We start from the raw sequence: 22,785 nt of genomic DNA, 5'->3' as shown, positions 1-22,785 counted from the left end.
TATTGTCAGATAAACTAACAACTCCACACTTTCTTTTTTTAATCCCCTCGATTCGGAGTTGGCTGGGGTAAATATCTAAATTTTAATGATTAATTTGATCTATGAAAATGGTGAATTTCGTTTCGAAGAAACCTTTGATCCTGTCACTCTTCAAACAATGGATGTCTTTCTGACAGTTAAAGATGTGGTTCCCGACACGCAGCAATCTGACTTAACCCAACAAGCTTGCCTATTTATCAATAAAAAGTTAGGAACGGAATATTCGACTGAGGGATTGGGTGATCTTTCAAAGACCGAAGAAAAAACGGTTGTTTCGATAACTGAAATAAATTTTAGACTATACCGGAAATGAAAACACTAACCATATTATTTGTTGCGGCCATAATGATGGGCGTAGGATGCAGTAAAAGCGAAGACAGCGGAAATAATCCAGACAAACCCGATAAACCGAGCCCATTACCTGATTTACCGGACCCGGATGATGTTTGTTCTTGCATGGACGATATCATTTTCATGCAATATTGCTATGATAATTTCGATGTAAATAAAGATGGTAAGGTTTCTGTAATAGAAGCAAATGCAGCCAGAAAAATTGATATCAATAGTGAATGTGCATCCGTAAAAGGAATTGAAAGATTTCCGAATATAGAGATATTAAGTTTGAATGGGTCTTCCATAACAGAATTAGATCTACGATATAATCTGAAATTAAAAAGCCTTTCTTGCCAAGACCGTCAATTAACAACAGTTCTATTACCTAATACACTAACGGCAATTGCTTTTAGTGGTTGTTCCAGTCTGACCGAAATTAATCTTCCGGCTAATTTAACTTCAATTGGAGAGTCTGCTTTTTATGACTGCTCCAGTCTGACTGAGATTCATCTCCCAGCCAGTTTAACTTCGATTGGAGAGTCTGCTTTTAGTGGCTGTTCCAGCTTGACCGAGATTCATCTTCCGGCTAATTTAACTTCAATTGGAGAGTCTGCTTTTTATGACTGCTCCAGTCTGACTGAGATTCATCTCCCAGCCAGTTTAACTTCGATTGGAGAGTCTGCTTTTAGTGGCTGTTCCAGCTTGACCGAGATTCATCTTCCGGCTAATTTAACTTCGATTAGGAAGGGTGTTTTTAGTGGCTGTTCCAGTTTGACTGAGATTCATCTTCCTGCCAGTTTAACTTCGATTGGAGGGGCTGCTTTTAGAGGCTGTTCCAGCTTGACCGAGATTCATCTTCCTGCCAGTTTAACTTCAATTGGAGCTGCTTTTGGTGGTTGTTCCGGCTTGACCGAGATTCATCTTCCGGACAATTTAACTTCAATTGAAAATGCTACTTTTAATTTTTGTTCCAGCCTGACCGAGATTCATCTTCCTGCCAGTTTAACTTCGATTGGAGATCGTGCTTTTTGGTCCTGTTCCAGTTTGACCGAGATTCATCTCCCAGCCAGTTTAACTTGGATTGGAGGGTATGCTTTTGATCAATGTACGAGTCTGACAAAGGTTACATGCCATGCTTTAGTTCCACCAACGTCATATTATTATTATATTTGTGATAGTACTATTGAAAATCTATATGTTCCTGCTGAAAGCATTCAAGCATACAAAGACAGCGACTGGGCTTACTATTTCGAGAACATCCTACCTATTGAATAACGCAGCTATAAGGAACTGTAAATCGAACACTAATAAGACTTGTGTTCTTCGTTAATAGCGCTAATATTCAATCCCATTCACTTTAAGTGAATGGGATTGTTTTCCCCGGGCCCTTTCTGCTTCGATTAACTCCGGCGAGCGGCCTTTTTCATACGCCCGAAGCGCCTATTGCCCGTTGCGGTAGGCTTCGAGGCCGCTTCGGAGGAATGCGACGAATCCGGGGATGCTGAGGTCGTACCCGCGCGGCGGCACGAGCTGCTTCCCGTCGCGCCCCTGCAAGACGTAGTAGGGCTGCGCGTTGACCCCGAAGGTCTTCAACGCATAATAGGAATTGATTTTGCCGAGGCTTTTCAACACTTTCCCCGAATCGGTCGTGACCCACTCGCTCTCGGGGAGCACCTTCTTGTCGTCGGAGTAGAGCGCGACGATCACATAGTCGTTGCGCAGAATCTCCAGCACCTGCGGGTCGGACCATACGCGGGCCTCCATTTCGCGGCAGTTGACGCATCCGTGTCCCGTGAAGTCGATGAAGAGCGGCTTTCCGACCTTTGCGGCATAGGCTTCGGCCTCCGGGAGATCGAAGAACCCTTCGAGCCCGTGCGGCAGATGGAGGAAGTCGCTGTGCTTGGGTTTCCGTCCGTCGGCGGTCAGCAGCATGCGCGCATCTCCGTTCCCGGTGGACACCGGGCCGCCCTGCCCGATGACGAAGTCCTGGGTGTGGAGCGGCGGGAGGTATCCGGAAAGTCCTTTGAGGGGGGCTCCCCACATGCCGGGGATGAGGTATACGACGAACGAGAAGGTGACGATGGCCAGCGCGAGGCGTCCCACACCCAGGTAGGGCGTGTCGCTGTCGTGGGCGAATCGGATCTTTCCCAGCAGGTAGAGTCCCAGCAGGGAGAAGGTGACGATCCACACGGCGAGGTAGATTTCGCGGTCGAGCAGTCCCCAATGATAGGTCTGGTCGGCCACGGAGAGGAATTTCATGCCGAGCGCCACCTCGATGAATCCCAGCACGACCTTCACCGAGTTGAGCCATCCGCCGCTCTTGGGCAGTTTCTTGAGCATCGCAGGGAAGAACGCAAAGAGGGTGAAGGGCAGCGCGAAGGCCAGGGAGAATGCCAGCATGGTGATGATCGGCGTCCAGAACTCTCCGGCGGTGGATTTGATGAGCACCGAGCCGACGATGGGACCCGTGCAGGAGAACGACACCAGCACGAGGGTCAGGGCCATGAAGAAGATGCCGGCCAGCCCCTTGGAGTCGGCTTTGGAGTCGCTTTTGTTGACCATCCACGAGGGCATGGTGATCTCGAACGCCCCGAAGAACGACGCCGCGAAGACCATGAACACGAGGAAGAAGAGGATGTTCGGCAGCCAGTGCGTGGCGAGCCAGTTGAAGATGTCGGCCGTCACGGCGTCGCCGCCGAGGATGCGCGTGATAAGAATGATCGCCGCGATGGGCAGCGTGTAGAGGGCCACGATGAAGAATCCGTACATGCCGGCGCGCAGGCGTCCCGCGGCGGGGCTTCCGGCGCTCTTCATGAAGAACGAGACGGTCATCGGAACCATCGGGAAGACGCAGGGGGTGAGCAGGGCGGCGAATCCCCAGAGGATCGCCTCGATAATCAGCGCCCAGAGCGTACCTCCGCCCGCGGCATCCTTTTGCGCGGGGGCGATCTCTGCCGCCGGGGTTTTCTCGGGCTCCGCCGTTGTTGCCGTATTCGCGGACGTTGGGCCGGCGGGAATGGCTATGGTCAGCTCCGTGTCGTCGGGCGGCATGCAGCTCGTGTCGTCGCAGAGCATCCATTCGATCTGCGCCTTGACGGAGGATTCCGGCGCGGAGAGCTTCACCCGCTGGGCGAAGCGGGCCTTGCCGGAGAAGGTTCCGATCTCCATGCCGAACAGTTCGTCGAAATAGCGGTGCGGCGTGTCGAGCTGTTCGACGCCGCCTTCGAGCGTGACGCCCTCGCCGGGCGTGAAGACGATGGAGGTGGCGTTGGGACCGTCTTCGTAGGGTCCCATGTCGTACATATGGTAGGGTTGAGGTATCGACGCTTCGAGCACGATGCGGTAGGCGTTCTCCCCGAGGGGCTCCGCCGTGCCGGTCCAGGCGGCGTTCTGCGCTCCGGCTGCGGCGGCGAGGAGCGCCGCGACGACCGGCAGCAGGCTGCGAATCAGTTTGTACATAGTCGTAACGCGTTTAATTCGGGTGTAAAGATACGGTTTTTTGCGGAAAATCAGTATATTCGCACAATGATTCGGTTGTCGCTCGTCATTCCCACCCATAACCGTGCCGCGCAGCTTGTCGCGGCGCTCGAATCGGTCGTGCGTCAGGACCTGCCGCCGCACGTGTGGGAGTGCGTGGTGGTAAACAACAACTCCACGGACGACACCGTGATGCGTTTCGAGGAGTTCGCCGGGGCGCATCCGGACATCGGTCTGCGGCTCGTCTCGGAGCCGGGGCCCGGGGTGTCGTATGCCCGCAACCGGGGGCTGCGGGAGGCGCAGGCGCCGCTGGTGGCCTTCATCGACGACGACGAACGGGTGAATCCGGGATTCCTGCGCGCTTATCTCGATTTTTTCGATGCGCATCCCGAAGCCGTCGTGGCCGGCGGGCGCATCATCGCAGAATATCCGACGGGGCGTCCCGACTGGATGTCGAAATACGTCGAGATGCCGATCGCCAATCCGATGGATTTCGGCTCCGACGTGCGTCCGTTTCCTGCGGGACGGGTTCCGGGGGGCGGCAACATGGCCTTCCGGCGTGCGGGACTGGCGGGGTACGGGGGATTCGACCCTTCGCTGGGGCGCGTGAACGGCGAGTTGATCGGCGGCGAGGAGAACGACTTTTTCGAGCGGCTCCTTGCGGGCGGTGAGACGATCTGGTATGTGCCGGACGCCGTGATGTGGCACATCATCCCCCCGTCGAAGCTCACCGTGGCCTATTTCCGGCGGCTGAGCTACAATGTCGGCGTCAGCCAGCGCTTCCGGGCGCAGATCCATCGCCGGCTGCCGAAGACTTATGCGCTAGAGCTGGCCAAATGGGCCGCGACGCTCGGGCTGTGCCTGACGATGCCGCCCCGCAGGTCGGTCTGGCTGCTGCGCATGCGCAGCGGGATCAGCCGGGGGCTGTTCGGGAAATCGGGAATTAAAAATTAGGAATATGCTGCCGCGAATATTCGAATGAAAACGGCCCGAACAGAAGTTCGGGCCGTTTGTCTTAAAACAAATATTTTTCGTTCTTGACCTTGTTCACCAGTCGGTGGATGTCCTTCCAGCCCTCCTCGCCGAAGGTCGTGCCCACGACCTCGATCACCTTGCCGGCGGTGATGGCGCCGATCGTGCCGCACTGGCGGAGCGAAAGCCCGTCGCAGAGCCCTGAGAGGAACCCCGCGGCGTAGAAATCCCCGGCTCCGGTGGTGTCCACGCGCTTGGCCGCGGCCATGATGCCCACGTGCACGACCTCGTCGCCCTGTTTGATGAGCGCCCCCTTGATGCCGATCTTGACTACGGCCAGTTCGCACAGCTTCGAAATGGCTTGCAGGGCGTTCAGCGGCTCGCCCTCGCAGGTGAAGGTCTTGGCTTCGTCCTCGTTGGCGAAGACGATGTCCACGTAGTCGCGCACCAGCCCGCGCAGGAATTCGAGGTTTTCGGCGACGATGTTGAAGCTCGCCAAGTCGATGGCGACTTTCAGTCCGCACTCCTTGGCCGTGCGGGCGGCTTTGAGGATCAGTTCGTGGTTCTGCACCAGATAGCCTTCGACATAGAGACAGTCGTAGCCTTCGAAGATCGCCGGTTCGATCTCCGGGGCCGAGAGCTCCAGCGCCGCGCCCAGGTGGGTGACCATCGTGCGCTCGCCGTCGGCGGAGATCAGCGACACGCATTTGCCCGAACGCTCCCTGCCGCGGAAGATCACCGGCTCGATGCCGAGATTCTCCAGCGCCTGCACGAAGAAATCGCCCGTGGTGTCGGGGCCCACCTTGCCGATGAAGCCGACGCTGCATCCCAGCTGCGCCATGGCCCGGATGGTGTTGCCGGCCGATCCGCCGAGCGAGAGCGAATAGGGGAGTCCCGCCACCGATTTCGAGATTTCGGTTTGCAGCTTGGTGTCCACGAGGCTCATCGAGCCCTTGGCTAATTTGAACCTCCCCAGCACGGAGTCGGTTTTCAGGTTGACCAGCATGTCCGTGAGGGCGTTGCCGATGCCGATGACGCGTTTCATTTGTTCGGGTTAGGGTGTTGTTTCTATATCGACAGTATCTTTACCAGGTCCAGCGCGCCGCGGTCGATGCCCTTGTCGTGCTTGACGGCCTTGGCGAAGGGTACGTAGACGATCTTGCCGTTCATCGTGCCGATCATCACGTTGCGCTGTCCGTCGAGAATGGCCTCGATGGCCGCTTCGCCCATGCGCGAGGCGAGGATGCGGTCCACGGCCGTCGGCGAGCCGCCGCGCTGGATGTGTCCCAGAATCGTCACGCGGGCGTCGTACTGCGGGAACTCCTTCTTCACACGCTCGGCCAGCGCCGTGGCGCCGCCCGTCTTGGGGTTCTCCGCGACGATCACGATCGCCGAGTTCTTGCTCTTGCGGAAGCCGTGGTTGATGAGCTCGGCCAGTTGGTCTACCTCGGTCTCCATCTCCGGGATGATCGCCGCCTCGGAGCCCGTGGCGATGGCGCTGTTGAGCGCCAGGTAGCCCGCCGTGTGGCCCATCACCTCGACGAAGAACAGCCGCTCGTGGCTCGACGCCGTGTCGCGCAGTTTGTCCACCGCCTCCATGATGGTGTTCAGCGCCGTGTCGTAGCCGATCGTCGAATCGGTTCCTCCCAGGTCGTTGTCGATCGTTCCGGGAAGCCCCACGATCGGCACGTTGAACTCCTCGGCGAAGATGCCCGCTCCGGTCAGCGAACCGTCGCCGCCGATCACCACCAGCGCGTCGATGCCTGCGGCGACCATGTTGTCGTAGGCGGCCTTGCGGCCTTCGGGGGTGGTGAACTCCTGGCTGCGCGCCGTCTTGAGGATCGTGCCGCCCAGCTGGATGATGTTGCTGACGCTTTGCGACTTGAATTCGACGATCTCGTTGAACACGAGACCCTTGTATCCGCGCATGATTCCCTTCACGGTGAATCCGTTGAAGATCGCGCTGCGCGTCACCGCGCGTATTGCGGCGTTCATGCCCGGGGCGTCGCCGCCCGAGGTCAGGATGCCGATACATTTGATTCCGGCCATACTTTACTTTGCTTTTAAGACAAAACCGTCCAAAGATACAAAAAAAATTCAAAAAACAGGGGCGGCCCAAAAAGGATGCCGCCCTGTCGGAAGAGAACTTTTTATTTGAAACTGCGCTGCGGTTATTCCGCGGCTTCGGCCGCGGAGCCGGTTTTCTCCCCCGCGGAGATGCTCACCGAGGCTTTTCCGTCTTTTTCTCCGGCCTGTACCGATACCTCCCGGCCGTCGGCGTTGACGTGCAGGCTTCCCCGGTTCTTATCGACGGTAATGTCGATCGACTTCGAAGGCACGGCGATATGCAGGGTCTTGCGGCCCTCTTCGATCACGCTCTCGTCGTCGTAATCCTCCAGCAGGCGTTCCAGCGTCGTGGTGTCGCCGTCGATGACGATCTCGCTCCGGAACACCTGTTCGATGGCGTCGCGCTTCTTGCGGAACTTGTCGCCCACGTTCTCGCGGATCGCTACGCACGATACGGCGATGATCGTGGCGAGCCACACGAGGAAGATGGCCAGGACGGTCTTGCCGCCGGGTTTGCGCGAGGCGATCAGGCACATCAGCACGTAGATCAGCAGGATCAGCGGAATCAGCACGGCCAGTATGCCGAGGCTTGCGACCCAGATCGAAACGGTATTGCCCAGTATTTCGGGGGCGAAGAGGCTCTCTCCGCCGACGATGACGGCGAAAAGCCCGATAATCAGCGCGCAGGCGCCCATGATGAGTCCGAAGACGAGGAATCCGGCGAAGATTTTCAGCAGGATCAGCACCACCTTGCCGAAGACCGAGACCGCCTCGGCGATGATCGGTTTGGCCCGGGCGTCGGGGTCGGCGCAGGCTGCGGCCGAGGTTACATCGCCGATGGACTGCGCGGTGATTCTCTCGCCGTTCATTTCGAGCTTCTGGCGTGCCGTGCGGGGCGCCGGAACGGCGAACCACATGATGAAATAGCAGATCAGGAAGATGCCGAACAGGTTGCCGAACATCGGGCTGAACCAGTGCAGGAAAGGAAGCCATCCGAAGCAGGTGAGCAGCAGCGGCAGGAACAGCCCGAGCCGCACCCACACGGGGTCGATGTCGAAATACTTGCCGATGCCGGCGCAGACGCCGCCCAGCTTGGCGTTCTCCGTGTCGCGGTAGAGGCGGCGGGGGATGCGCGGGGTGTCGCAGTGCAGGTCGCGGTCGGCGCCCTGGTCGGAGATGTCCTCGGCGGAGCCCATCTGCTGAATGATGTTCAGGATCAGGGGCTTTTCCACGACGCGGGTGTTGTCCTGCGCCGAGAGGATCAGCTCGGCGATGCGCGCCTCGATGTCGGCGACGATCTCCGCGCCGTCGGCCGTGTCCTTATAGCTCTTTTTCAGGCTGTCGAGATAGGCCGCGAGAGCTTCGTAGGCGTCGGTGTCCATCGTGAACGCCACGCCCGATATGCTGCATTTTTTAACCTCTTTCATGGTTGTCGGGTGCTTCGGGGATTAGTTTTTGCGGACGCTGCCGCCGCTCGATTTGCTCAGCGAAGTCCGGCAGCCGCCCGTGTAGCCGATCGACGAGCCGCTCGATGCGCTGGCCGTGAGTTTTCCGCTGCAATCTATGTCGGCCTTGGCGGCGCTCGACGTGCTGACGGAGGCATTGACGGCGGTGAACTTTTCGGCGTCGAGTTTCGACGCCGAACTGAGATCGGCCGTGAAATCCTCGGCCGAGCCGGCGAGCGCGATCTTCGAGGCACTCGAAGCGTTGACCGTGCAGGTCGCGGCCTTCACCTCCGCGCTGATTTTCGACGCGCTCGAAGCGTCTATCGAGCACGAGGCGGCCTCCACCGCGGCTTTGATCTTGGCGGCGCTCGAAGCCTCGATCGTGAACCTGTCGGCCCGGAGCGTCGCATCGCTCGTGATTTTCGAGGCGCTCGATGCTTTGAGCGAGCGGATCTTCCCGCCGTTGGCCGGTATGGTTACCGTGATGTCGGCGTTCTGGATGTTGGACGCCTTTTTGTCGAGCGTCACTTCGAGGGTCTTGCCGCGGGTTTCGGCGACCACCAGGTCGATCAGGTTGTCGTCGGCCTCGATGCGGATGTCCGACGCCCCGGCCGAGACGACGACCTTCACGGCGCGCGATGCGTCGATGGCGTCGAAATCGGGGGCGGGAAGGGTTTTCGTGACGATATGGCCGCAGCCCTTGATGTTTTTGCCCAGCAGCGGCGCTGCGACGCAGACGACATAGGCGCTTATGGAGAACATGGCTCCGATCAGAACGGCTGTCAGCAGGATTTTTTTCATGGCGTATGTTTTTTAGTAGGGTTGATCTTGGGTTATTTTCCGTGGCGGATGAGCCGTATTTGCCCGACGAGTTCGTCCCATGTCTCGTCGAGCGTCGCAAGGTATTCGCGGCCCTTGTCCGTGAGCGTGTAGTACTTGCGGGGCGGACCCTGCGGCGACTCTTCCCAGCGGTAGGTCAGCAGTCCGGCGTTCTTCTGCCGGGTGAGGATCGGGTAGAGCGTACCCTCGACTACGATCATCTCCGCCTGTTTGAGTTCGGCGATGATCTTCGGAGCATACGAATCCTCGCGGGAGAGAATGGCGAGGATGCAGTACTCCAGGATTCCTTTGCGCATCTGCGCTTTTACGTTGTCTTCGGCCATGATGCTATGCGTTTAACCTTTTGGGAGCCTTCGGAACGATCAGCCAGAGGATGATGTAGATCCAGAGCGAGAGCCCTCCGAAGAGGATCAGGATCAGGGTCCCGATGCGGACCAGCGAGGTGTCGAGCCCGAAATATTCGGCCAGTCCGGCGCAGACGCCGGCGATGATGCTGTCTTGCGAGCGGAATAACCGCTTGTTGTCGTTCGTTGCCATATTCGTGGTTTTTTATCGGTTGCGGTTGATGTTGAATTTGCGGGCGGGCTCCTCGGGGATGACGATCCAGAGGATGATGTAGGCCCAGATCGAGAGCCCTCCGAAGAGGATCAGCAGCAGCGTCACGAGGCGGATCAGCGTCGGGTCGGCGTCGAAATAGGCGGCCAGTCCGCCGCAGATGCCGGCGATCGAACGCTCCGTGCGCGAACGGTAGAGCCTTCGGGGCGCCGGTTCGCAGGACTCTCCGCCGGCAGGTTCCGTTCCGTCCTGCGCTGCGTCGCGGGGCTCTCCGAAGTCGGCCGGGGAGCCCATCTGCTCCATCGTCGCGCGGACCACGTCGAGCGTGATGACCCGCATGGGCGACGCGACCTTCTCGCGGAAGATCTCCGCCACGCGCGTTTCGATGTCGCTCATCGTTTCGGCGTCGTCCTCGGGCAGACGGCGGCGGATGTCGTCGAAATAGTTGCCCAGCGCCCGGTAGGCATCCTCGTCGAGGGTGAATGCCAGGGAGCCGATGTTCGCGTTTACAGTCTCTTTCATAGTCGTCTAAGTGTTGTCGCAGTCGGATGTCTTGCGATTCCTACTATTTTGATAATGCAAATATAATACGGATTTTAGTATTATGCAATACAAAGTACTGAATTTTTTCGAAAAAATGAGCCTCCGTCCATGAAACGGGGGATATTCGGTGAAAAAATTCCGATATTTGGGTTCGCATTGTTGCGTTTCGCCCCTCAGCTTCGTCTTACAGATACAATGAAGGAGTCCGAATTCACCTCGCTTGTCCTGCCGCTCCGCGACCGCATGTTCCGTTACGCCCAAAGCCTGCTGCTTTCGCCGGCCGAGGCGGAAGATGCCGTACACGATCTGCTGGAGCGTCTGTGGCGCGAGCGGGGGCGGCTGGAAGGGTGCCGCCGGGTCGATTCCTTCGTGATGACCGCCGTGCGCAACCGTTGTCTCGACCTGCTGCGCCGGCAGCGGGCCGCAGGCCGCCGGGACGATGCGGTGGCGGGGTGGACGGAGCGTTCGGCGGCTGCCGAGGCCGACCGCTGGGAGATGCGCGAACTGGTGCGGCGGGCGCTGGCCTGCCTCCCCGGACGCCAGCGGGAGGTGCTCCACCTGAAGGATATAGAGGGCTACTCCACCCGCGAGATCGCCGGGATGGTCGGCTGCGACGAAGCGCAGGTGCGCGTGATCCTCTCCCGCGCCCGCAACGGATTGCGAGAGGTACTGAAAAAAATGACGGACGATGAACGAACGGCAAGAACGGATTGAACGGCTCGCGGAGCGCTGGTTCGCAGCGCAGGCGACCGATGCGGAGGAGCGCGAATTGCGCGAATGGATGCGGCGGGCGGCCGACGTGCCGGAGTCGCTGCGGGAGGTGCGGACCCTGTTCGGCGGACTGGACGCGCTGGCCGGGGAGCGTTCCCCGGAACGCTGGAAGCCCCGCCGGATACGGCGCATGGCGCCGCTTTGGGGAATTGCCGCGGCGGCAGCCGTCGTGCTCGGGATTTTCGTCTGCGCCGACCTGCTGCGCAAGCCCTACTGCTATATCGACGGGGTGGCGGTGTACGACGCGGAGGTGGCCATGCAAACGACGGTCTATCTCGAATCGTTCTCCGCTTTGGAGGAGTCGGGGCGGATGGTGGACGAACTGATAGAGAACAATTAAAAACGATATGCCATGAACAGATTGCTTATTCTTTTGGGTGTTTTCATGTTGCCGGGGCTGTGCGCCTCGGCGCAGCCGGCGGATTCCCTCCGGCGGATCGGGGATGTCGATACGGGGCCGGTCACCATGCGCCGCGCCGCCGACGGGAACGATATGGTTCTCGAAGTGGCGGGCTTCGGAATCACGCTCGGGCAGGCGCCGCACCGCGGTTCGTCGCAGAAATCCCGCTCGCACTCGCGGGTCAAGGGGCTGCTGTTCGACGGGATCGAGATGGGTTTCAATCTCCTCACGGGTGTCGATTATGCGGGTTATCCTGCCGAGACGGCGGATTTTCTCGATTTGCGGGCCGGCAATTCGTTCCACTTCGGCGTGACGCCCATCGGGCTGGCGGTGCGTCTGGACAGACGGGGAAAATTCGAGTTTGCGACCGGTCTGCGCTATACGGTCAACAACTACCGCCTTTCGGACAACACGATCACGCTGGGCCGTGAGGACGGTCTGATCGTGCCCGTGACGCTGGATGAAAGGGCCGACAAGTCGAAACTCCGCACCACCTCGCTGGGCATTCCGCTGCAATTCTCGTTCGATCCGGTCCGGAAGCTGCGCATCGCGGTCGTGGGGTACTGCGATTTCACGCTCGGGTCCAATGCGATCTACAAGAAGCCGAAGGTGAAGAACTCCCTCTCCGGGTTGAATCCCGTCCAGTTCGGGGTCGGGGGCTCGGTCTCTTACCACGGGGTCGGCGTCTATGTCCGTTACGGCGTGACGCGGCTTTTCAAGAGCAGCGCGGGACCCTCCTGCCATCCGCTGTCGTTGGGAGTCTGCGTCTTCATGTAAAAACTCGCGGCCATGAAACGATTGCTGTTGATCCTGCTGGTCCTGTTGCCGTTCCTGGTTCGGGGGCAGAACGCCTCGTGGAGATTCTTCGACCGCTACACGAAGGCCGAGGGCTTCACCAGCATCCAGCTGGAGCGGAAGATGATGCGGATGATGAGCCGTCAGGCGGCTGAAAAGGGCGACAGGGGATTGGCCGAATTGCTCGGGGGCATTGAGTATATCCGCATCGTGTCGCTCGACAAGGGCGACGGAGCGCAGTTCGTCGCCGACGCGGAGAGACTGGCCGCCGATCCGGACCTCGAATTCCAGCTGGTGATGTCGGGGACCGAAGAGGGGCAGACCACGAAATTCTACATCCGCGAGGCGTCGGTCACCGATAATTCGGAGCTGCTGATGCTGACCTGCGGTGCGAAAGAGACGGTCGTGGTGAACATCTACGGCAAGTTCGACCTCAAGCAGGTCGCACGCCTCTCGACGATCCGGCCGAAGAAATAGCTTTGTACCTTTTGATGTCAAAAGGTACCCAAAAACACGGGCTTAAAAAGCCCGTGTTGTGGGCGGTTGCGGGTTTTCACGCTGACTATCCTGTTCTGCGCTCCCAATCCTCGCTATACCCGTCGAAAAAAGGGCTGGACATTGCGTCCGGCCCTTGGTCTTATCACCTTTGGCGGTTCTTAGTCCTCGAACTTCGCCGAAAGGAACTCGCGGTTCAGACGGGTCAGTCTCCTCCCTTTTCAAAGGGAGGCCGGGAGGGTTTGTCGATATGGATGCGCTCTGCGCATATCGCCCGAAAGAGAAAAGGGCCGGACCTTTTGCGTCCGGCCCCTTGGTCTTATCACCTTCGGCGGTTTTTAGTCTTCGAACTTCGCCGAGAGGAACTCGCGGTTCAGACGGGTCAGTCTCCTCCCTTTTCAAAGGGAGGCCGGGAGGGTTTGTCGATATGGATGCGCTCTGCGCATATCGCCCGAAAGAGAAAAGGGCCGGACATTGCGTCCGGCCCTTGGTATTATCGCTGTCGGCGGTCGTTAGTCTTCGAACTTGGCCGAAAGGAACTCGCGGTTCAGACGGGCGATATGCGCGATGGAAATCTGCTTGGGGCATTCGGCCTGGCAGGCACCCGTGTTGGTGCAGTTGCCGAAGCCCAGTTCGTCCATCTTGGCGACCATCGCCTTGGCACGGCGAGCACCCTCCACGCGGCCCTGCGGCAGCTTGGCGAGCGACGACACGCGGGCAGCGACGAACAGCATGGCCGAACCGTTCTTGCACGTGGCGGCGCAGGCTCCGCAGCCGATGCAGGCGGCGGCGTCCATCGACTCTTCGGCGTCGGCCTGCGAGATCGGAATGGCGTTGGCGTCGGGCACCGAGTTCGTGCGCACCGAGATGAAGCCTCCGGCTTGCAGAATCTGGTCGTATGCCGAGCGGTTCACCACGAGGTCCTTGATGACGGGGAACGCCGCCGAGCGCCACGGCTCGATGGTGATCGTCGCACCGTCCTTGAACTTGCGCATGTAGATCTGGCAGGTCGTGGCGCCCTGGCTGGGGCCGTGGGCCTGTCCGTCGATGTGCAGCGAGCACATGCCGCAGATGCCCTCGCGGCAGTCGTGGTCGAAGGCCACGGGCTCCTTGCCCTCGTGGATGAGGTTGTTGTTCAGGATGTCGAGCATTTCGAGGAACGAGGTGTCGGCCGAGATGTTCTCCACCTTGTAGCTCTCGAACGCCCCCTTGGATTTAGCGTCCTTTTGACGCCATATCTTTAATGTAAAATTCATAGTTTCGATTCGATATTAAAGTTCAACGTCAAATGGCCTTAGTCTTTGTAGTTGCGCTGTGCGGGGTGCACGAACTCGAAGTTCAGGGGCTCTTTCGTGAGCTCCGGAGCCTCGTCCATGCCTTTGTACTCCCATACGGCGGCGTATACGAAGTTCTCGTCGTCGCGCTTGGCTTCGCCCTCCTCGGTCTGGTGCTCCGAGCGGAAGTGGCCGCCGCACGACTCCTCGCGGTTGAGGGCGTCGCGGGCCATCAGTTCGCCCAGTTCGAGGAAGTCGGCCAGACGCAGCGCCTTTTCGAGCTCGACGTTGAAGTCGTTCTCCTTGCCGACGACCTTCACGTCCTTCCAGAACTCCTTGCGGAGCGCCTGAATCTCGGCGATGGCCTTTTCGAGCGACTCCTTCGTGCGGGCCATGCCGACGTTCTCCCACATGATGTGGCCCAGCTTCTTGTGGATGTCGTCCACCGACTGTTTGCCGTTGATGGCGAGCAGTTTGGCGATCTTCTCCCGGACGCCCTTCTCGGCTTCGTCGAAAGCCTTGGTGTCGGTCTTCACCTTCGGGGCCTGAATCTTGTGCGCGAGGTAGTCGCCGATGGTGTAGGGCAGGACGAAGTATCCGTCGGCCAGACCCTGCATCAGGGCCGAAGCGCCCAGACGGTTCGCGCCGTGGTCCGAGAAATTGGCCTCGCCGATGGCGTAGAGGCCCGGGATGGTGGTCATCAGGTTGTAGTCAACCCAGATGCCGCCCATCGTGTAGTGCACGGCGGGGAAAATCTGCATCGGCTGCTCGTAGGGGCTCACGTCGGTGATCTCCTCGTACATGTCGAAGAGGTTGCCGTAACGCTGTTTGATAATATCCTTGCCCAGACGCTCGATGGCGGTCTTGAAGTCGAGGAATACGGCCAGACCTGTCTCGTTCACGCCGAAGCCTGCGTCGCAGCGCTCCTTGGCGGCACGCGAAGCCACGTCGCGCGGCACGAGGTTACCGAAGGCCGGGTAGCGGCGCTCCAGGTAGTAGTCGCGGTCCTCCTCGGCGATGTCCGAGGGTTTCTTGGCACCCGAACGGAGCGCCTTCACGTCTTCGAGTTTCTTGGGAACCCAGATGCGGCCGTCGTTGCGCAGCGACTCCGACATCAGCGTCAGCTTCGACTGCTGGTCGCCGTGAACGGGGATGCAGGTGGGGTGGATCTGCGTGAAGCAGGGGTTGGCAAAGCCGGCGCCCTTGCGGTAGCACTGGAATGCGGCCGAGCCGTTCGACGCCATAGCGTTGGTCGAAAGGAAGAAGACGTTGCCGTAGCCGCCCGTGGCGATCACGACGGCGTGTGCGCCGTGGCGTTCGATCTCGCCCGTCACGAGGTTGCGGGCGATGATGCCCTTGGCTTCGCCGTCCTCGATGACGATGTCCAGCATCTCGTGGCGCGGGTAGCTCTTCACCGTGCCGGCTGCGATCTCCTTGTTGAGGGCCGCATAGGCGCCCAGCAGGAGCTGCTGGCCCGTCTGGCCGCGGGCGTAGAACGTACGCGAAACCTGCGCGCCGCCGAACGAACGGTTGGCCAGCAGGCCGCCGTACTCGCGGGCGAAAGGAACGCCCTGGCCGACGCACTGGTCGATGATGAGGTTGGAGACCTCGGCCAGACGGTAGACGTTGGCCTCGCGGGCGCGGTAGTCGCCGCCCTTGATCGTATCGTAGAAGAGCCGGTAGACCGAGTCGTTGTCGTTCTGGTAGTTCTTGGCGGCGTTGATACCGCCCTGGGCTGCGATCGAGTGGGCGCGGCGGGGCGAGTCCTGGATGCAGAACACCTTGACGTTGTAGCCCAGTTCGCCGAGCGAAGCGGCTGCGGAGGCGCCGCCCAGACCCGTGCCGACGATGATGATGTCGAGTTTGCGCTTGTTGGCGGGACTTACGACCTTGATCGCCGTCTTGTGGTTGCTCCACTTTTCGGCGAGCGTCCCGGCGGGAATTTTAGCATCTAATTTGAAAGCCATATCGTTTGTGTGTTTATTGTTCTCTGAATGGGGTGATTAGCATGCGCCTGCGATGCAGGGGCAGAAGAAGTAGACGAGCACCACGGCGGCGAACCCGAGGAATACGATCGTGGCCACGATGTTGGCGATGCACTTCAAACGGGGATACCACGTGTCGTTGGCCCAGCCCACGGTCTGGAACATCGACCATACGCCGTGCGTGAGGTGGAACCACAGCGCGAAGAACCATACGATGTAGATCACCACGTAATACCATTTCGAGAAGGTGTAGGCGATCAGCGCGGCACCGTCGGCGGGGCTGTATCCCAGCGAGTTGACGTGTCCGCCCATGATCTCCACGAGCTGCATCTTCGACCAGAAGTTGATGAGGTGGATCAGCAGGCCGCCCAGGATGACGAAGCCCAGTGCGAGCATGTTCTTCGAGGCCCATGCCACGCCCGGCTCCTGCACCGTCACGGCGTAGCGCTGCGATCCGCGCGCCTTGTAGTTGTTCAGCGTGAGGACGACGGCGTAGATGAAGTGGATCAGGACGCCCAGCGCCAGCACGGCCGTACCGGCCAGCGCGTACCAGTTGGCGCCGAGTAACGCGCAGATCGTGTTGTACGCCTCGGGCGAGATGATCGCCGTGATGTTCATCGACATGTGGAAGAGGATGAAGAGCACGAGGAACGCCCCCGTAACGCTCATGACCAGCTTCTTGCCGAGCGAGGAATTAGATAGAAAACAGCTCATAATGATTTTAATTTGTTTATATTTGTGATAGTTTGTGTTCCGGTATGTTCGAATTTACGCGCAAAGATAGCCATTGTTTGCGGAATAACAATGAAAACAGACGGGAATTTTATGCCTGAAAGGAGGGTTTTATGACCAAAAAAGAACTGCGCGCCGCGATGCGCCAAAAGAACCTCGGGATCACTCCGTCGGAGCGGGCCGCGGCGTCGGGGCGTATTTTCGCCCGGGCGGAGCTTTCGGAAGCTTTCGGCAGGGCCCGCACGGTGGGTGTTTTCTGTTCGCTGGCCGACGAGCCGGACACGTCGGAGGCGCTGGCGCGGTGGTCCGCGGCCGGCCGCCGGCTGGCCGTGCCGCGCGTCGAGGGCGACGTGATGCGGTTTTATGAATACGATCCCCGGACGATGCGCCCGGGGGCCTTCGGCATCGCCGAACCGGGGCCGGAGGCACGGTTGTGCGAGCCCCGGGAACTGGATCTGGTGATCGTTCCCGGCACGGCGTTCACCGCCGCGGGAGCCCGGATGGGCCGCGGGCGCGGCTATTACGACAAATACCTCGCGCAGCCGGAGGTGCATGCCGTGAAGATCGGCGTTTGTTACGCTCACCAACTGGTCGGGGAGCTGCCCTCGGAGCCGCACGACGTGGCGATGGATTGTGTGATAACGGATTGATGCGCGGCACGATGCGTGCAGTTATGCGTGCGGTGCCTGCGTCTGGAACGAGGCCCGGGACCGTATAAATGAATGAATCTTATGAAGAAAAGAAAAGTGGCGCTGGTGCTGGCCGGCGGCGGGGCGCGCGGAGTGGCCCATATCGGAGCTATCGAAGAGTTGGAAAGTCAGGGTTTCGAGATCAGCGCCGTCGCCGGTACGTCGATGGGCGCGCTGGTCGGGGGCGTCTATGCCTCGGGGCATCTCGAACCTTTCAAGCAATGGTTGTGCGAACTCGACAAATACAAGGTTTTCAGTCTGGTGGACTTCGCCCTGAGCACCGAGGGGCTGGTCAAGGGCGACCGCGTGATGAATGCCATGAAGGAGCTGGTTCCGGATGTGGAGATCGAGCGGATGCCCGTGCCGTTCGCGGCCGTGGCGGCCGATCTGCTCACGGGGCGCGAGGTGGTGCTGGACCGCGGCGGGCTGTACGACGCCATCCGGGCTTCGATCTCGATCCCTTCGGTCTTCAAGCCCGTGCACCGCGACGGGCAGGTGCTGATCGACGGCGGTACGGTCAACCCGCTGCCGCTGAACCGCGTGCACCGCGAGAAGGGCGATATGTTGGTGGGCGTGGATGTCAGCGCCCCGTTTGCCTCTCCCGCGCCGAAAACCAAGGTGTCGCTCAATTACTACAAGGTGCTGATCGCCTCGTCGGAGATCATGCAGCAGCATATCGCCCGGCTGATGTGCCGGCTTCATAAACCCGACATCCTGGTCGAGATGCCTGCCGACAGCTACGGCATTTTCGAATTCTACCGTTCGAAAGAGCTGATCGAGGCGGGACGCACGGCGATGCGCGCGGCGCTCGAACGTGCGGCGGTCGAGGCTTGAAAACGGCAGGGTTTTTGCAAAGGGGTAGAAAAAGTTGCGACGGCCCGTTTTGAAGAATTCAAAGAGTAGTGACGCAACTTCACACAGATTTTTAGGGCCGTCGCAAGAATCGAGAGATCGCAGGCATGCCTCCCGGCATTGCCCGATCTCTTTGTGCCGACAAAGATAGACAAACTTTCGTGACACGCAACACCTTTGCCCGAATGTGGTATGGGTGCGCCTGAAATACCGAGCGGCCGTGCCTTTTTTTGCATCTGCCGATCTTTTTCCCTTACCCGGTACGTCTTAACGGGCGATCGGCCGCCGCTGCGACGAAAACACCCCGGAAGTCTCGTGCTTCCGGGGTGTTTCGTTGGCGGGGATTCCCGGGGCCGGCCGTCAGACGCAGCCCTGTGCGAGCATGGCGTTGGCTACCTTCATGAAGCCGCCGATGTTGGCGCCCACGACGTAGTTGATATAGCCGTCGGGCTGGGTGCCGTAGTGCACGCAGACCGAATGGATGTTCTGCATGATGGATTTCAGTTTGGCATCGACCTCTTCGGGCGACCAGGTGAGGCGAATCGAGTTCTGGGTCATTTCGAGTCCCGAGGTGGCTACGCCGCCGGCGTTGGCCGCCTTGCCCGGAGCATAGAGCAGCTTGTGCTGCTGGAAGATGCGGATGGCTTCGGGCGTCGAGGGCATATTGGCTCCCTCGGCGACGCAGATGCAGCCGTTGTCAACCAGCGCCTGAGCCTCGTCGCCGTTCAGCTCGTTCTGCGTGGCGCACGGCATGGCGATGTCGCACTTCACGCCCCACGGACGCTCGCCGGGGTAGTAGGTGGCCGACGGGTATTTTTCGGCGTACTCCTTGATGCGGCCGCGGAAGATGTTCTTCAGCTCCATGACGTATTCCAGTTTCTCGGGGCTGATGCCTTCGGGGTCGTGGATGTAGCCCGACGAGTCGGAGAGCGTCACGACCTTGGCGCCGAGTTCGGTGGCCTTCTGGCAGGCGTACTGGGCGACGTTGCCCGAGCCCGAGATGCAGACGGTCTTGCCCTCGAACGAGTCGTTGCGCGTGGCGAGCATCTCCTGGGCGAAATAGCAGGTTCCGTAGCCCGTGGCTTCGGGGCGCAGCGGGCTGCCGCCCCAGTCGCGGCCCTTGCCGGTGAGCGTGCCGGTGAATTCGTCGCGCAGACGTTTGTACTGGCCGAACATGAAGCCGATTTCACGGCCTCCGACGCCGATGTCGCCTGCCGGAACGTCGGTGTCCTGACCGATGTGGCGCTGCAATTCGGTCATGAACGACTGGCAGAAGCGCATCACCTCGTTGTCGGACTTGCCCTTGGGGTTGAAGTCCGAACCGCCCTTGCCGCCGCCCATCGGGAGGGTCGTGAGGCTGTTCTTGAAGGTCTGCTCGAAGGCCAGGAACTTCAGGATCGAGAGGTTGACCGAGGGGTGGAAACGGATGCCGCCCTTGTAGGGGCCGATGGCGCTGTTCATCTGGATGCGGTAGCCGCGGTTGATCTCGATTTCGCCTTTGTCGTTGAGCCACGGCACGCGGAAGATGATGACGCGCTCGGGCTCTGCGATGCGTTCCAGCACCTTCATCTTTTGCAGGATCGGGCTGGCGACGATGTGCGGTGCCAGCGATTCGGCCACCTCGCGGACGGCCTGGTGGAACTCCGGTTCACCGGGATTGCGGGCGATGAGCCGGGCCATGAAATCTTCGACGTACTGTCGGGCTTGCTCGTTCATAAGCGAATGGATTTTGAGGGGTTTGTAATCGTTTCTCGCCCCTAAAAATAGTACATTCATTCGAGTTTCGCAACTTCTTTAAGAATTTCATAAAATATTTTATTTACCTGCGCCGCGCATTTGCTTACTGTCTGCGGGGCAGCCGGGTCGCGGGGCTGAAAATCCGTAACGAAAAAAGACGGATTCGCTATGAATCCGTCATTGAAATTTTTTTTCGATTTTTTTGCGCTTCCTCCCCGGAAACGCCTGCCTGTCACTTGGAAAAGGCGAATCCGACGTAAACATCCTTGTACTTCGACAGCAGGGCGGCGGCCGTCGAGAGCGAGGATATCCGGCTGCCGAGGGCGGTCATCATCTCCACGAGCCGCGTGACCGGAAAGACCAGCACCAGTTCCGTGCCGCTGATATAGGCGTGGCCCGGCATCGATCCCAGGTTGATCTTGCCCTTGGCGAAATGGAGCGTCACAACGTGCGTCTCGGCGTCGTATTCGTAGGTTCCCGTGAGTTTGTGCTTGCCCAGCGTCGCCGAGAAATCGTCGCTGTCGCGTTCGAAGGTGAACGTTCCGGCGCCGGCTTTGAGTCCGGCCAGCGCATAGGCTTTTTCCAGCTGTTTGACGACCGTGGTTTCGAGGGCTGCGCCGCCGAGTTCCGAGGCGAGGTCCCCGCCTTCGAACTTGACGCCCGGGCCCGTGTAGTTCCACGTGCCAGCCAGCGCATACTGGGTGAGTTTGCCGTCGGTGATCTTGTCGGCGGCCGCCGTGGCGGCTTTTTTCAGCGCGTCCTTCCAGTCCTGCGCCGAAGCCGTGCCGGCGAGCAGGAGCAGGGACGCTGCAAGCAAGAGGGTTCTTTTCATATTCATAATTCTTCGACTTCCCGGAGCCATGCCGCCGCCGAGGCGTCGGAGGGCATGCGCCAGTCGCCGCGGGGCGAGAGCGACACGGAACCGACTTTCGGGCCGTCGGGCATGGCCGAGCGTTTGAACTGTTGGGTGAAGAAGCGGCGGACGAAGACCGTGAGCCACTTCAGGATGGTCGCACGGTCGTAGCTCCCCTCGAAAGCCTGCTCGGCCAGCAGCAGGATTTTCGCAGGACCGTAACCCGCGCGCAGGAAATTGTAAAGGAAGAAGTCGTGGAGTTCGTAGGGGCCCACGAGGTCTTCGGTCTTCTGGGCGATCTTCCCTTCGGCGTCGGCCGGAAGCAGTTCGGGGCTGACCGGCGTGTCGATGATGTCCAGCAGCGTGGCGCGCGTCGCGGCGTCTCGCTCCGTGTCGGCGGCCCACTTCACGAGGTGGCGCACCAGCGTCTTGGGAACCGAGGCGTTGACGCCGTACATCGACATCTGGTCGCCGTTGTAGGTCGCCCAGCCCAGCGCCAGTTCCGAAAGGTCGCCCGTGCCGACCACCAGTCCGCCTTCCATGTTGGCCACGTCCATCAGTATCTGCGTGCGTTCGCGGGCCTGGGCGTTCTCGTACGCCGCGCCCCGGTCGTCGGGATCGAGGCCGATGTCCCGGAAGTGCTGCGTGCAGGCGTCGCGGATGGGGATTTCGCGGATCGTGACGCCCAGCCCGCGCATCAGCTCCAGCGCGTTGTTGTAGGTGCGGTCGGTGGTGCCGAAGCCCGGCATCGTGATGCCGATGATCCCCGCGCGGTCCATTTTCAGGAAATCGAACGTGCGGGCCGTCACGAGCAGGGCGAGGGTCGAATCCAGCCCGCCCGAGATGCCGACGACGGCTTTTCCGGCGCGGGTGTGGATCATCCGCTGCGCCAGTCCGTGCGACTGTATCCGGAAGATCTCCTCGCAGCGTTCGCTGCGGTGCGCCTCGTCCTTCGGGACGAACGGCATCGGGTCGATGTCGCGGTCGAGGACCACGCCGCGAAGCCCCTCGGGTATCTCCATCTCGATCACGGTATTCTCCGTGGCCCCTTCGTTCATGCGGAACGAGGTGTTGCGGCGGCGTTCGAACGCCAGCCGTTCGAGGTCCACGTCGGCGACGACCAACTGTTCCTCGGGCGAGAAGCGTTCGGCTTCGCGCAGGATCGTGCCGTTCTCGGCGACGATGCCGTTGCCGGCGAACACGAGGTCGGTGGTGGATTCGCCGAAGCCTGCCGAGCAGTAGACGTAGGCCGCGATCGTGCGGGCCGACTGCTGGGCAATCAGTTGCCGCAGGTAGGCGTGCTTGCCCGCCGCCTCGGGCGAGGCCGAGAGGTTGAAGATCACCTTCGCGCCGTTCAGTGCCAGCTGCGACGAGGGCGGCACGGCGCTCCAGAGGTCCTCGCAGAGCTCGACGCCGAATTCCGCGCCGTTGACCTCGAACGTGAGGTCGGCGCCGAAGTCGGCCTGCTGGCCCGCGACGGCGATGTGTTCGTCCGAAATCCCGGCTCCCGAGGCGAACCAGCGGTTTTCGTAGAATTCGCCGTAGTTCGGGATGTAGGTCTTGGGGACCACGCCCAGCACCTTGCCCTGCGTGAAGACCACGGCGCAGTTGTAGAGCGCCGATCCGTGGCGCAGAGGGGCCCCGGCGATCAGCGTGAGGGGAAGTTTGCGCGTGGCGCGCACGAGGCGTTCCAGCGCTTCGTCGGCCGCGTCGAGCAGCGTGGATTGCAGCACGAGGTCGCCGCACGTGTAGGCCGTCACGCCCAGTTCGGGGAATGCCGCGATCTCGACGCCCCGCCGGGCGGCCTCCTCGGCCATCGCCGCCATGCGCTCGGCGTTGTAGTCGCAGTCGCCGACCCGCAGATGCGGGATCGCCGCGGCCACTTTCAGAAATCCAAAGGAATCCATAGCTATCGCAATTGAGAATTAAGA

23 protein-coding genes are annotated in these 22,785 nt (G+C 60.2%); 9 read left to right on the top strand and 14 right to left on the bottom strand.

The window, feature by feature from the left end; genetic code table 11:
- Nucleotides 1–85: 85 nt before the first annotated feature.
- Nucleotides 86–352: a hypothetical protein gene (locus WMO46_RS14030; RefSeq protein WP_349094542.1), complete on the top strand. Its 267-nt coding sequence runs from the start codon at nt 86–88 to the stop codon at nt 350–352.
- Nucleotides 349–1,647 carry a leucine-rich repeat domain-containing protein gene (locus tag WMO46_RS14025; protein ID WP_349094541.1) on the top strand — a complete coding sequence of 433 codons (1,299 nt, stop codon included), beginning with the start codon at nt 349–351 and terminating at the stop codon, nt 1,645–1,647. Before WMO46_RS14030 ends, WMO46_RS14025 begins: the two co-directional genes overlap by 4 nt.
- 165 nt (nt 1,648–1,812) lie before the next feature.
- Here WMO46_RS14025 and WMO46_RS14020 read toward each other — a convergent pair whose 3' ends face one another.
- Entirely contained in the window at nt 1,813–3,831 is a 2,019-nt protein-coding gene (locus tag WMO46_RS14020; RefSeq protein WP_349094540.1) for a protein-disulfide reductase DsbD family protein, read from the bottom strand.
- A gap of 66 nt (nt 3,832–3,897) precedes the next feature.
- On the opposite strand from WMO46_RS14020, the gene WMO46_RS14015 reads away from it, so the two are divergent.
- A complete protein-coding gene (locus WMO46_RS14015) occupies nt 3,898–4,803 on the top strand; it encodes a glycosyltransferase family 2 protein (protein ID WP_302588435.1) in 906 nt (301 codons plus the stop codon).
- 61 nt (nt 4,804–4,864) lie between these two features.
- Here WMO46_RS14015 and WMO46_RS14010 read toward each other — a convergent pair whose 3' ends face one another.
- The 7 genes from WMO46_RS14010 to WMO46_RS13980 form a co-directional block, all read right to left on the bottom strand.
- Nucleotides 4,865–5,866: an adenosine kinase gene (locus tag WMO46_RS14010; RefSeq protein ID WP_129650627.1), complete on the bottom strand. Its 1,002-nt coding sequence runs from the start codon at nt 5,864–5,866 to the stop codon at nt 4,865–4,867.
- Between the two features lie 23 nt (nt 5,867–5,889).
- Nucleotides 5,890–6,870, bottom strand: a complete 981-nt coding sequence (gene pfkA / locus WMO46_RS14005) for a 6-phosphofructokinase (RefSeq protein ID WP_019149486.1) — start codon at nt 6,868–6,870, stop codon at nt 5,890–5,892.
- Nucleotides 6,871–6,992: 122 nt separating this feature from the next.
- Complete coding sequence (locus WMO46_RS14000) at nt 6,993–8,315, bottom strand: PspC domain-containing protein (protein ID WP_019149487.1); 1,323 nt, start codon at nt 8,313–8,315, stop codon at nt 6,993–6,995.
- A gap of 21 nt (nt 8,316–8,336) precedes the next feature.
- On the bottom strand, nt 8,337–9,134 hold the full coding sequence (locus tag WMO46_RS13995) for a GIN domain-containing protein (RefSeq protein ID WP_349094539.1): 798 nt from the start codon (nt 9,132–9,134) through the stop codon (nt 8,337–8,339).
- A gap of 32 nt (nt 9,135–9,166) precedes the next feature.
- Nucleotides 9,167–9,496, bottom strand: coding sequence for a PadR family transcriptional regulator (locus tag WMO46_RS13990; protein ID WP_019149489.1), 330 nt, complete (start codon nt 9,494–9,496; stop codon nt 9,167–9,169).
- 4 nt (nt 9,497–9,500) lie between these two features.
- Complete coding sequence (locus tag WMO46_RS13985) at nt 9,501–9,710, bottom strand: PspC domain-containing protein (protein WP_019149490.1); 210 nt, start codon at nt 9,708–9,710, stop codon at nt 9,501–9,503.
- A gap of 12 nt (nt 9,711–9,722) precedes the next feature.
- Complete coding sequence (locus tag WMO46_RS13980) at nt 9,723–10,250, bottom strand: PspC domain-containing protein (RefSeq protein ID WP_019149491.1); 528 nt, start codon at nt 10,248–10,250, stop codon at nt 9,723–9,725.
- 216 nt (nt 10,251–10,466) lie between these two features.
- Here WMO46_RS13980 and WMO46_RS13975 point away from each other — a divergent pair, with 216 nt between their 5' ends.
- The 4 genes from WMO46_RS13975 to WMO46_RS13960 are packed head-to-tail and all read left to right on the top strand — an operon-like array spanning nt 10,467 to nt 12,714.
- Entirely contained in the window at nt 10,467–10,985 is a 519-nt protein-coding gene (locus WMO46_RS13975) for an RNA polymerase sigma factor (protein WP_019149492.1), read from the top strand.
- Nucleotides 10,960–11,382 (top strand): hypothetical protein, encoded by a 423-nt coding sequence (locus tag WMO46_RS13970; RefSeq protein WP_196017859.1) that lies wholly within the window; start codon nt 10,960–10,962, stop codon nt 11,380–11,382. Before WMO46_RS13975 ends, WMO46_RS13970 begins: the two co-directional genes overlap by 26 nt.
- Nucleotides 11,383–11,394: 12 nt before the next feature.
- Complete coding sequence (locus WMO46_RS13965) at nt 11,395–12,219, top strand: outer membrane beta-barrel protein (RefSeq protein ID WP_129650621.1); 825 nt, start codon at nt 11,395–11,397, stop codon at nt 12,217–12,219.
- 12 nt (nt 12,220–12,231) lie between these two features.
- Nucleotides 12,232–12,714 carry a DUF4252 domain-containing protein gene (locus tag WMO46_RS13960; protein WP_129650620.1) on the top strand — a complete coding sequence of 161 codons (483 nt, stop codon included), beginning with the start codon at nt 12,232–12,234 and terminating at the stop codon, nt 12,712–12,714.
- 530 nt (nt 12,715–13,244) lie between these two features.
- Here WMO46_RS13960 and WMO46_RS13955 read toward each other — a convergent pair.
- Genes WMO46_RS13955 through WMO46_RS13945 form a run of 3 tightly spaced genes read right to left on the bottom strand, consistent with a single transcriptional unit; the run spans nt 13,245 to nt 16,705 of the window.
- On the bottom strand, nt 13,245–13,988 hold the full coding sequence (locus WMO46_RS13955; RefSeq protein ID WP_015548041.1) for a succinate dehydrogenase/fumarate reductase iron-sulfur subunit: 744 nt from the start codon (nt 13,986–13,988) through the stop codon (nt 13,245–13,247).
- A 38-nt stretch (nt 13,989–14,026) separates the two neighbouring features.
- Nucleotides 14,027–15,973 (bottom strand): fumarate reductase/succinate dehydrogenase flavoprotein subunit, encoded by a 1,947-nt coding sequence (locus tag WMO46_RS13950; RefSeq protein ID WP_019149496.1) that lies wholly within the window; start codon nt 15,971–15,973, stop codon nt 14,027–14,029.
- 36 nt (nt 15,974–16,009) lie between these two features.
- Nucleotides 16,010–16,705 carry a succinate dehydrogenase cytochrome b subunit gene (locus WMO46_RS13945; protein ID WP_302588437.1) on the bottom strand — a complete coding sequence of 232 codons (696 nt, stop codon included), beginning with the start codon at nt 16,703–16,705 and terminating at the stop codon, nt 16,010–16,012.
- Between the two features lie 131 nt (nt 16,706–16,836).
- Between WMO46_RS13945 and WMO46_RS13940 the strand changes: the two genes are divergently transcribed.
- Nucleotides 16,837–17,373 carry a 5-formyltetrahydrofolate cyclo-ligase gene (locus tag WMO46_RS13940; RefSeq protein ID WP_302588438.1) on the top strand — a complete coding sequence of 179 codons (537 nt, stop codon included), beginning with the start codon at nt 16,837–16,839 and terminating at the stop codon, nt 17,371–17,373.
- Nucleotides 17,374–17,454: 81 nt separating this feature from the next.
- Nucleotides 17,455–18,246 (top strand): patatin-like phospholipase family protein, encoded by a 792-nt coding sequence (locus WMO46_RS13935; RefSeq protein WP_195497424.1) that lies wholly within the window; start codon nt 17,455–17,457, stop codon nt 18,244–18,246.
- Nucleotides 18,247–18,624: 378 nt separating this feature from the next.
- On the opposite strand, the gene gdhA is transcribed toward WMO46_RS13935, so the two are convergent.
- From gdhA to WMO46_RS13920, 3 genes are all read right to left on the bottom strand, one after another.
- Nucleotides 18,625–19,980 carry an NADP-specific glutamate dehydrogenase gene (gene gdhA / locus WMO46_RS13930; RefSeq protein WP_129650615.1) on the bottom strand — a complete coding sequence of 452 codons (1,356 nt, stop codon included), beginning with the start codon at nt 19,978–19,980 and terminating at the stop codon, nt 18,625–18,627.
- 253 nt (nt 19,981–20,233) lie between these two features.
- Nucleotides 20,234–20,839, bottom strand: coding sequence for a DUF4923 family protein (locus tag WMO46_RS13925; protein WP_349094538.1), 606 nt, complete (start codon nt 20,837–20,839; stop codon nt 20,234–20,236).
- Nucleotides 20,836–22,761, bottom strand: coding sequence for an NAD(+) synthase (locus WMO46_RS13920; RefSeq protein ID WP_349094537.1), 1,926 nt, complete (start codon nt 22,759–22,761; stop codon nt 20,836–20,838). Before WMO46_RS13920 ends, WMO46_RS13925 begins: the two co-directional genes overlap by 4 nt.
- Nucleotides 22,762–22,785: the final 24 nt, after the last annotated feature.

Source organism: Alistipes intestinihominis (genome assembly GCF_040095975.1).
Lineage (GTDB): Bacteria > Bacteroidota > Bacteroidia > Bacteroidales > Rikenellaceae > Alistipes > Alistipes senegalensis.
The sequence above is the reverse complement of the archived record's forward strand: the minus strand, read 5'-3'. Positions and strand labels throughout refer to the sequence as shown.

Coding starts and splice junctions, on each gene's coding strand:
- WMO46_RS13980 (WP_019149491.1), bottom strand. CDS start 10,250: ATGAAAGAGACTGTAAACGCGAACATCGGCTCCCTGGCATTCACCCTC.
- WMO46_RS13970 (WP_196017859.1), top strand. CDS start 10,960: ATGAACGAACGGCAAGAACGGATTGAACGGCTCGCGGAGCGCTGGTTC.
- WMO46_RS14010 (WP_129650627.1), bottom strand. CDS start 5,866: ATGAAACGCGTCATCGGCATCGGCAACGCCCTCACGGACATGCTGGTC.
- WMO46_RS13935 (WP_195497424.1), top strand. CDS start 17,455: ATGAAGAAAAGAAAAGTGGCGCTGGTGCTGGCCGGCGGCGGGGCGCGC.
- WMO46_RS13940 (WP_302588438.1), top strand. CDS start 16,837: ATGACCAAAAAAGAACTGCGCGCCGCGATGCGCCAAAAGAACCTCGGG.
- WMO46_RS13960 (WP_129650620.1), top strand. CDS start 12,232: ATGAAACGATTGCTGTTGATCCTGCTGGTCCTGTTGCCGTTCCTGGTT.
- WMO46_RS13945 (WP_302588437.1), bottom strand. CDS start 16,705: ATGAGCTGTTTTCTATCTAATTCCTCGCTCGGCAAGAAGCTGGTCATG.
- WMO46_RS13955 (WP_015548041.1), bottom strand. CDS start 13,988: ATGAATTTTACATTAAAGATATGGCGTCAAAAGGACGCTAAATCCAAG.
- WMO46_RS14030 (WP_349094542.1), top strand. CDS start 86: ATGATTAATTTGATCTATGAAAATGGTGAATTTCGTTTCGAAGAAACC.
- WMO46_RS13920 (WP_349094537.1), bottom strand. CDS start 22,761: ATGGATTCCTTTGGATTTCTGAAAGTGGCCGCGGCGATCCCGCATCTG.
- WMO46_RS13985 (WP_019149490.1), bottom strand. CDS start 9,710: ATGGCAACGAACGACAACAAGCGGTTATTCCGCTCGCAAGACAGCATC.
- WMO46_RS14000 (WP_019149487.1), bottom strand. CDS start 8,315: ATGAAAGAGGTTAAAAAATGCAGCATATCGGGCGTGGCGTTCACGATG.
- WMO46_RS14020 (WP_349094540.1), bottom strand. CDS start 3,831: ATGTACAAACTGATTCGCAGCCTGCTGCCGGTCGTCGCGGCGCTCCTC.
- WMO46_RS14025 (WP_349094541.1), top strand. CDS start 349: ATGAAAACACTAACCATATTATTTGTTGCGGCCATAATGATGGGCGTA.
- gdhA (WP_129650615.1), bottom strand. CDS start 19,980: ATGAACGAGCAAGCCCGACAGTACGTCGAAGATTTCATGGCCCGGCTC.
- WMO46_RS13995 (WP_349094539.1), bottom strand. CDS start 9,134: ATGAAAAAAATCCTGCTGACAGCCGTTCTGATCGGAGCCATGTTCTCC.
- WMO46_RS13975 (WP_019149492.1), top strand. CDS start 10,467: ATGAAGGAGTCCGAATTCACCTCGCTTGTCCTGCCGCTCCGCGACCGC.
- WMO46_RS13950 (WP_019149496.1), bottom strand. CDS start 15,973: ATGGCTTTCAAATTAGATGCTAAAATTCCCGCCGGGACGCTCGCCGAA.
- WMO46_RS14015 (WP_302588435.1), top strand. CDS start 3,898: ATGATTCGGTTGTCGCTCGTCATTCCCACCCATAACCGTGCCGCGCAG.
- WMO46_RS13965 (WP_129650621.1), top strand. CDS start 11,395: ATGAACAGATTGCTTATTCTTTTGGGTGTTTTCATGTTGCCGGGGCTG.
- WMO46_RS13990 (WP_019149489.1), bottom strand. CDS start 9,496: ATGGCCGAAGACAACGTAAAAGCGCAGATGCGCAAAGGAATCCTGGAG.
- WMO46_RS13925 (WP_349094538.1), bottom strand. CDS start 20,839: ATGAATATGAAAAGAACCCTCTTGCTTGCAGCGTCCCTGCTCCTGCTC.
- pfkA (WP_019149486.1), bottom strand. CDS start 6,870: ATGGCCGGAATCAAATGTATCGGCATCCTGACCTCGGGCGGCGACGCC.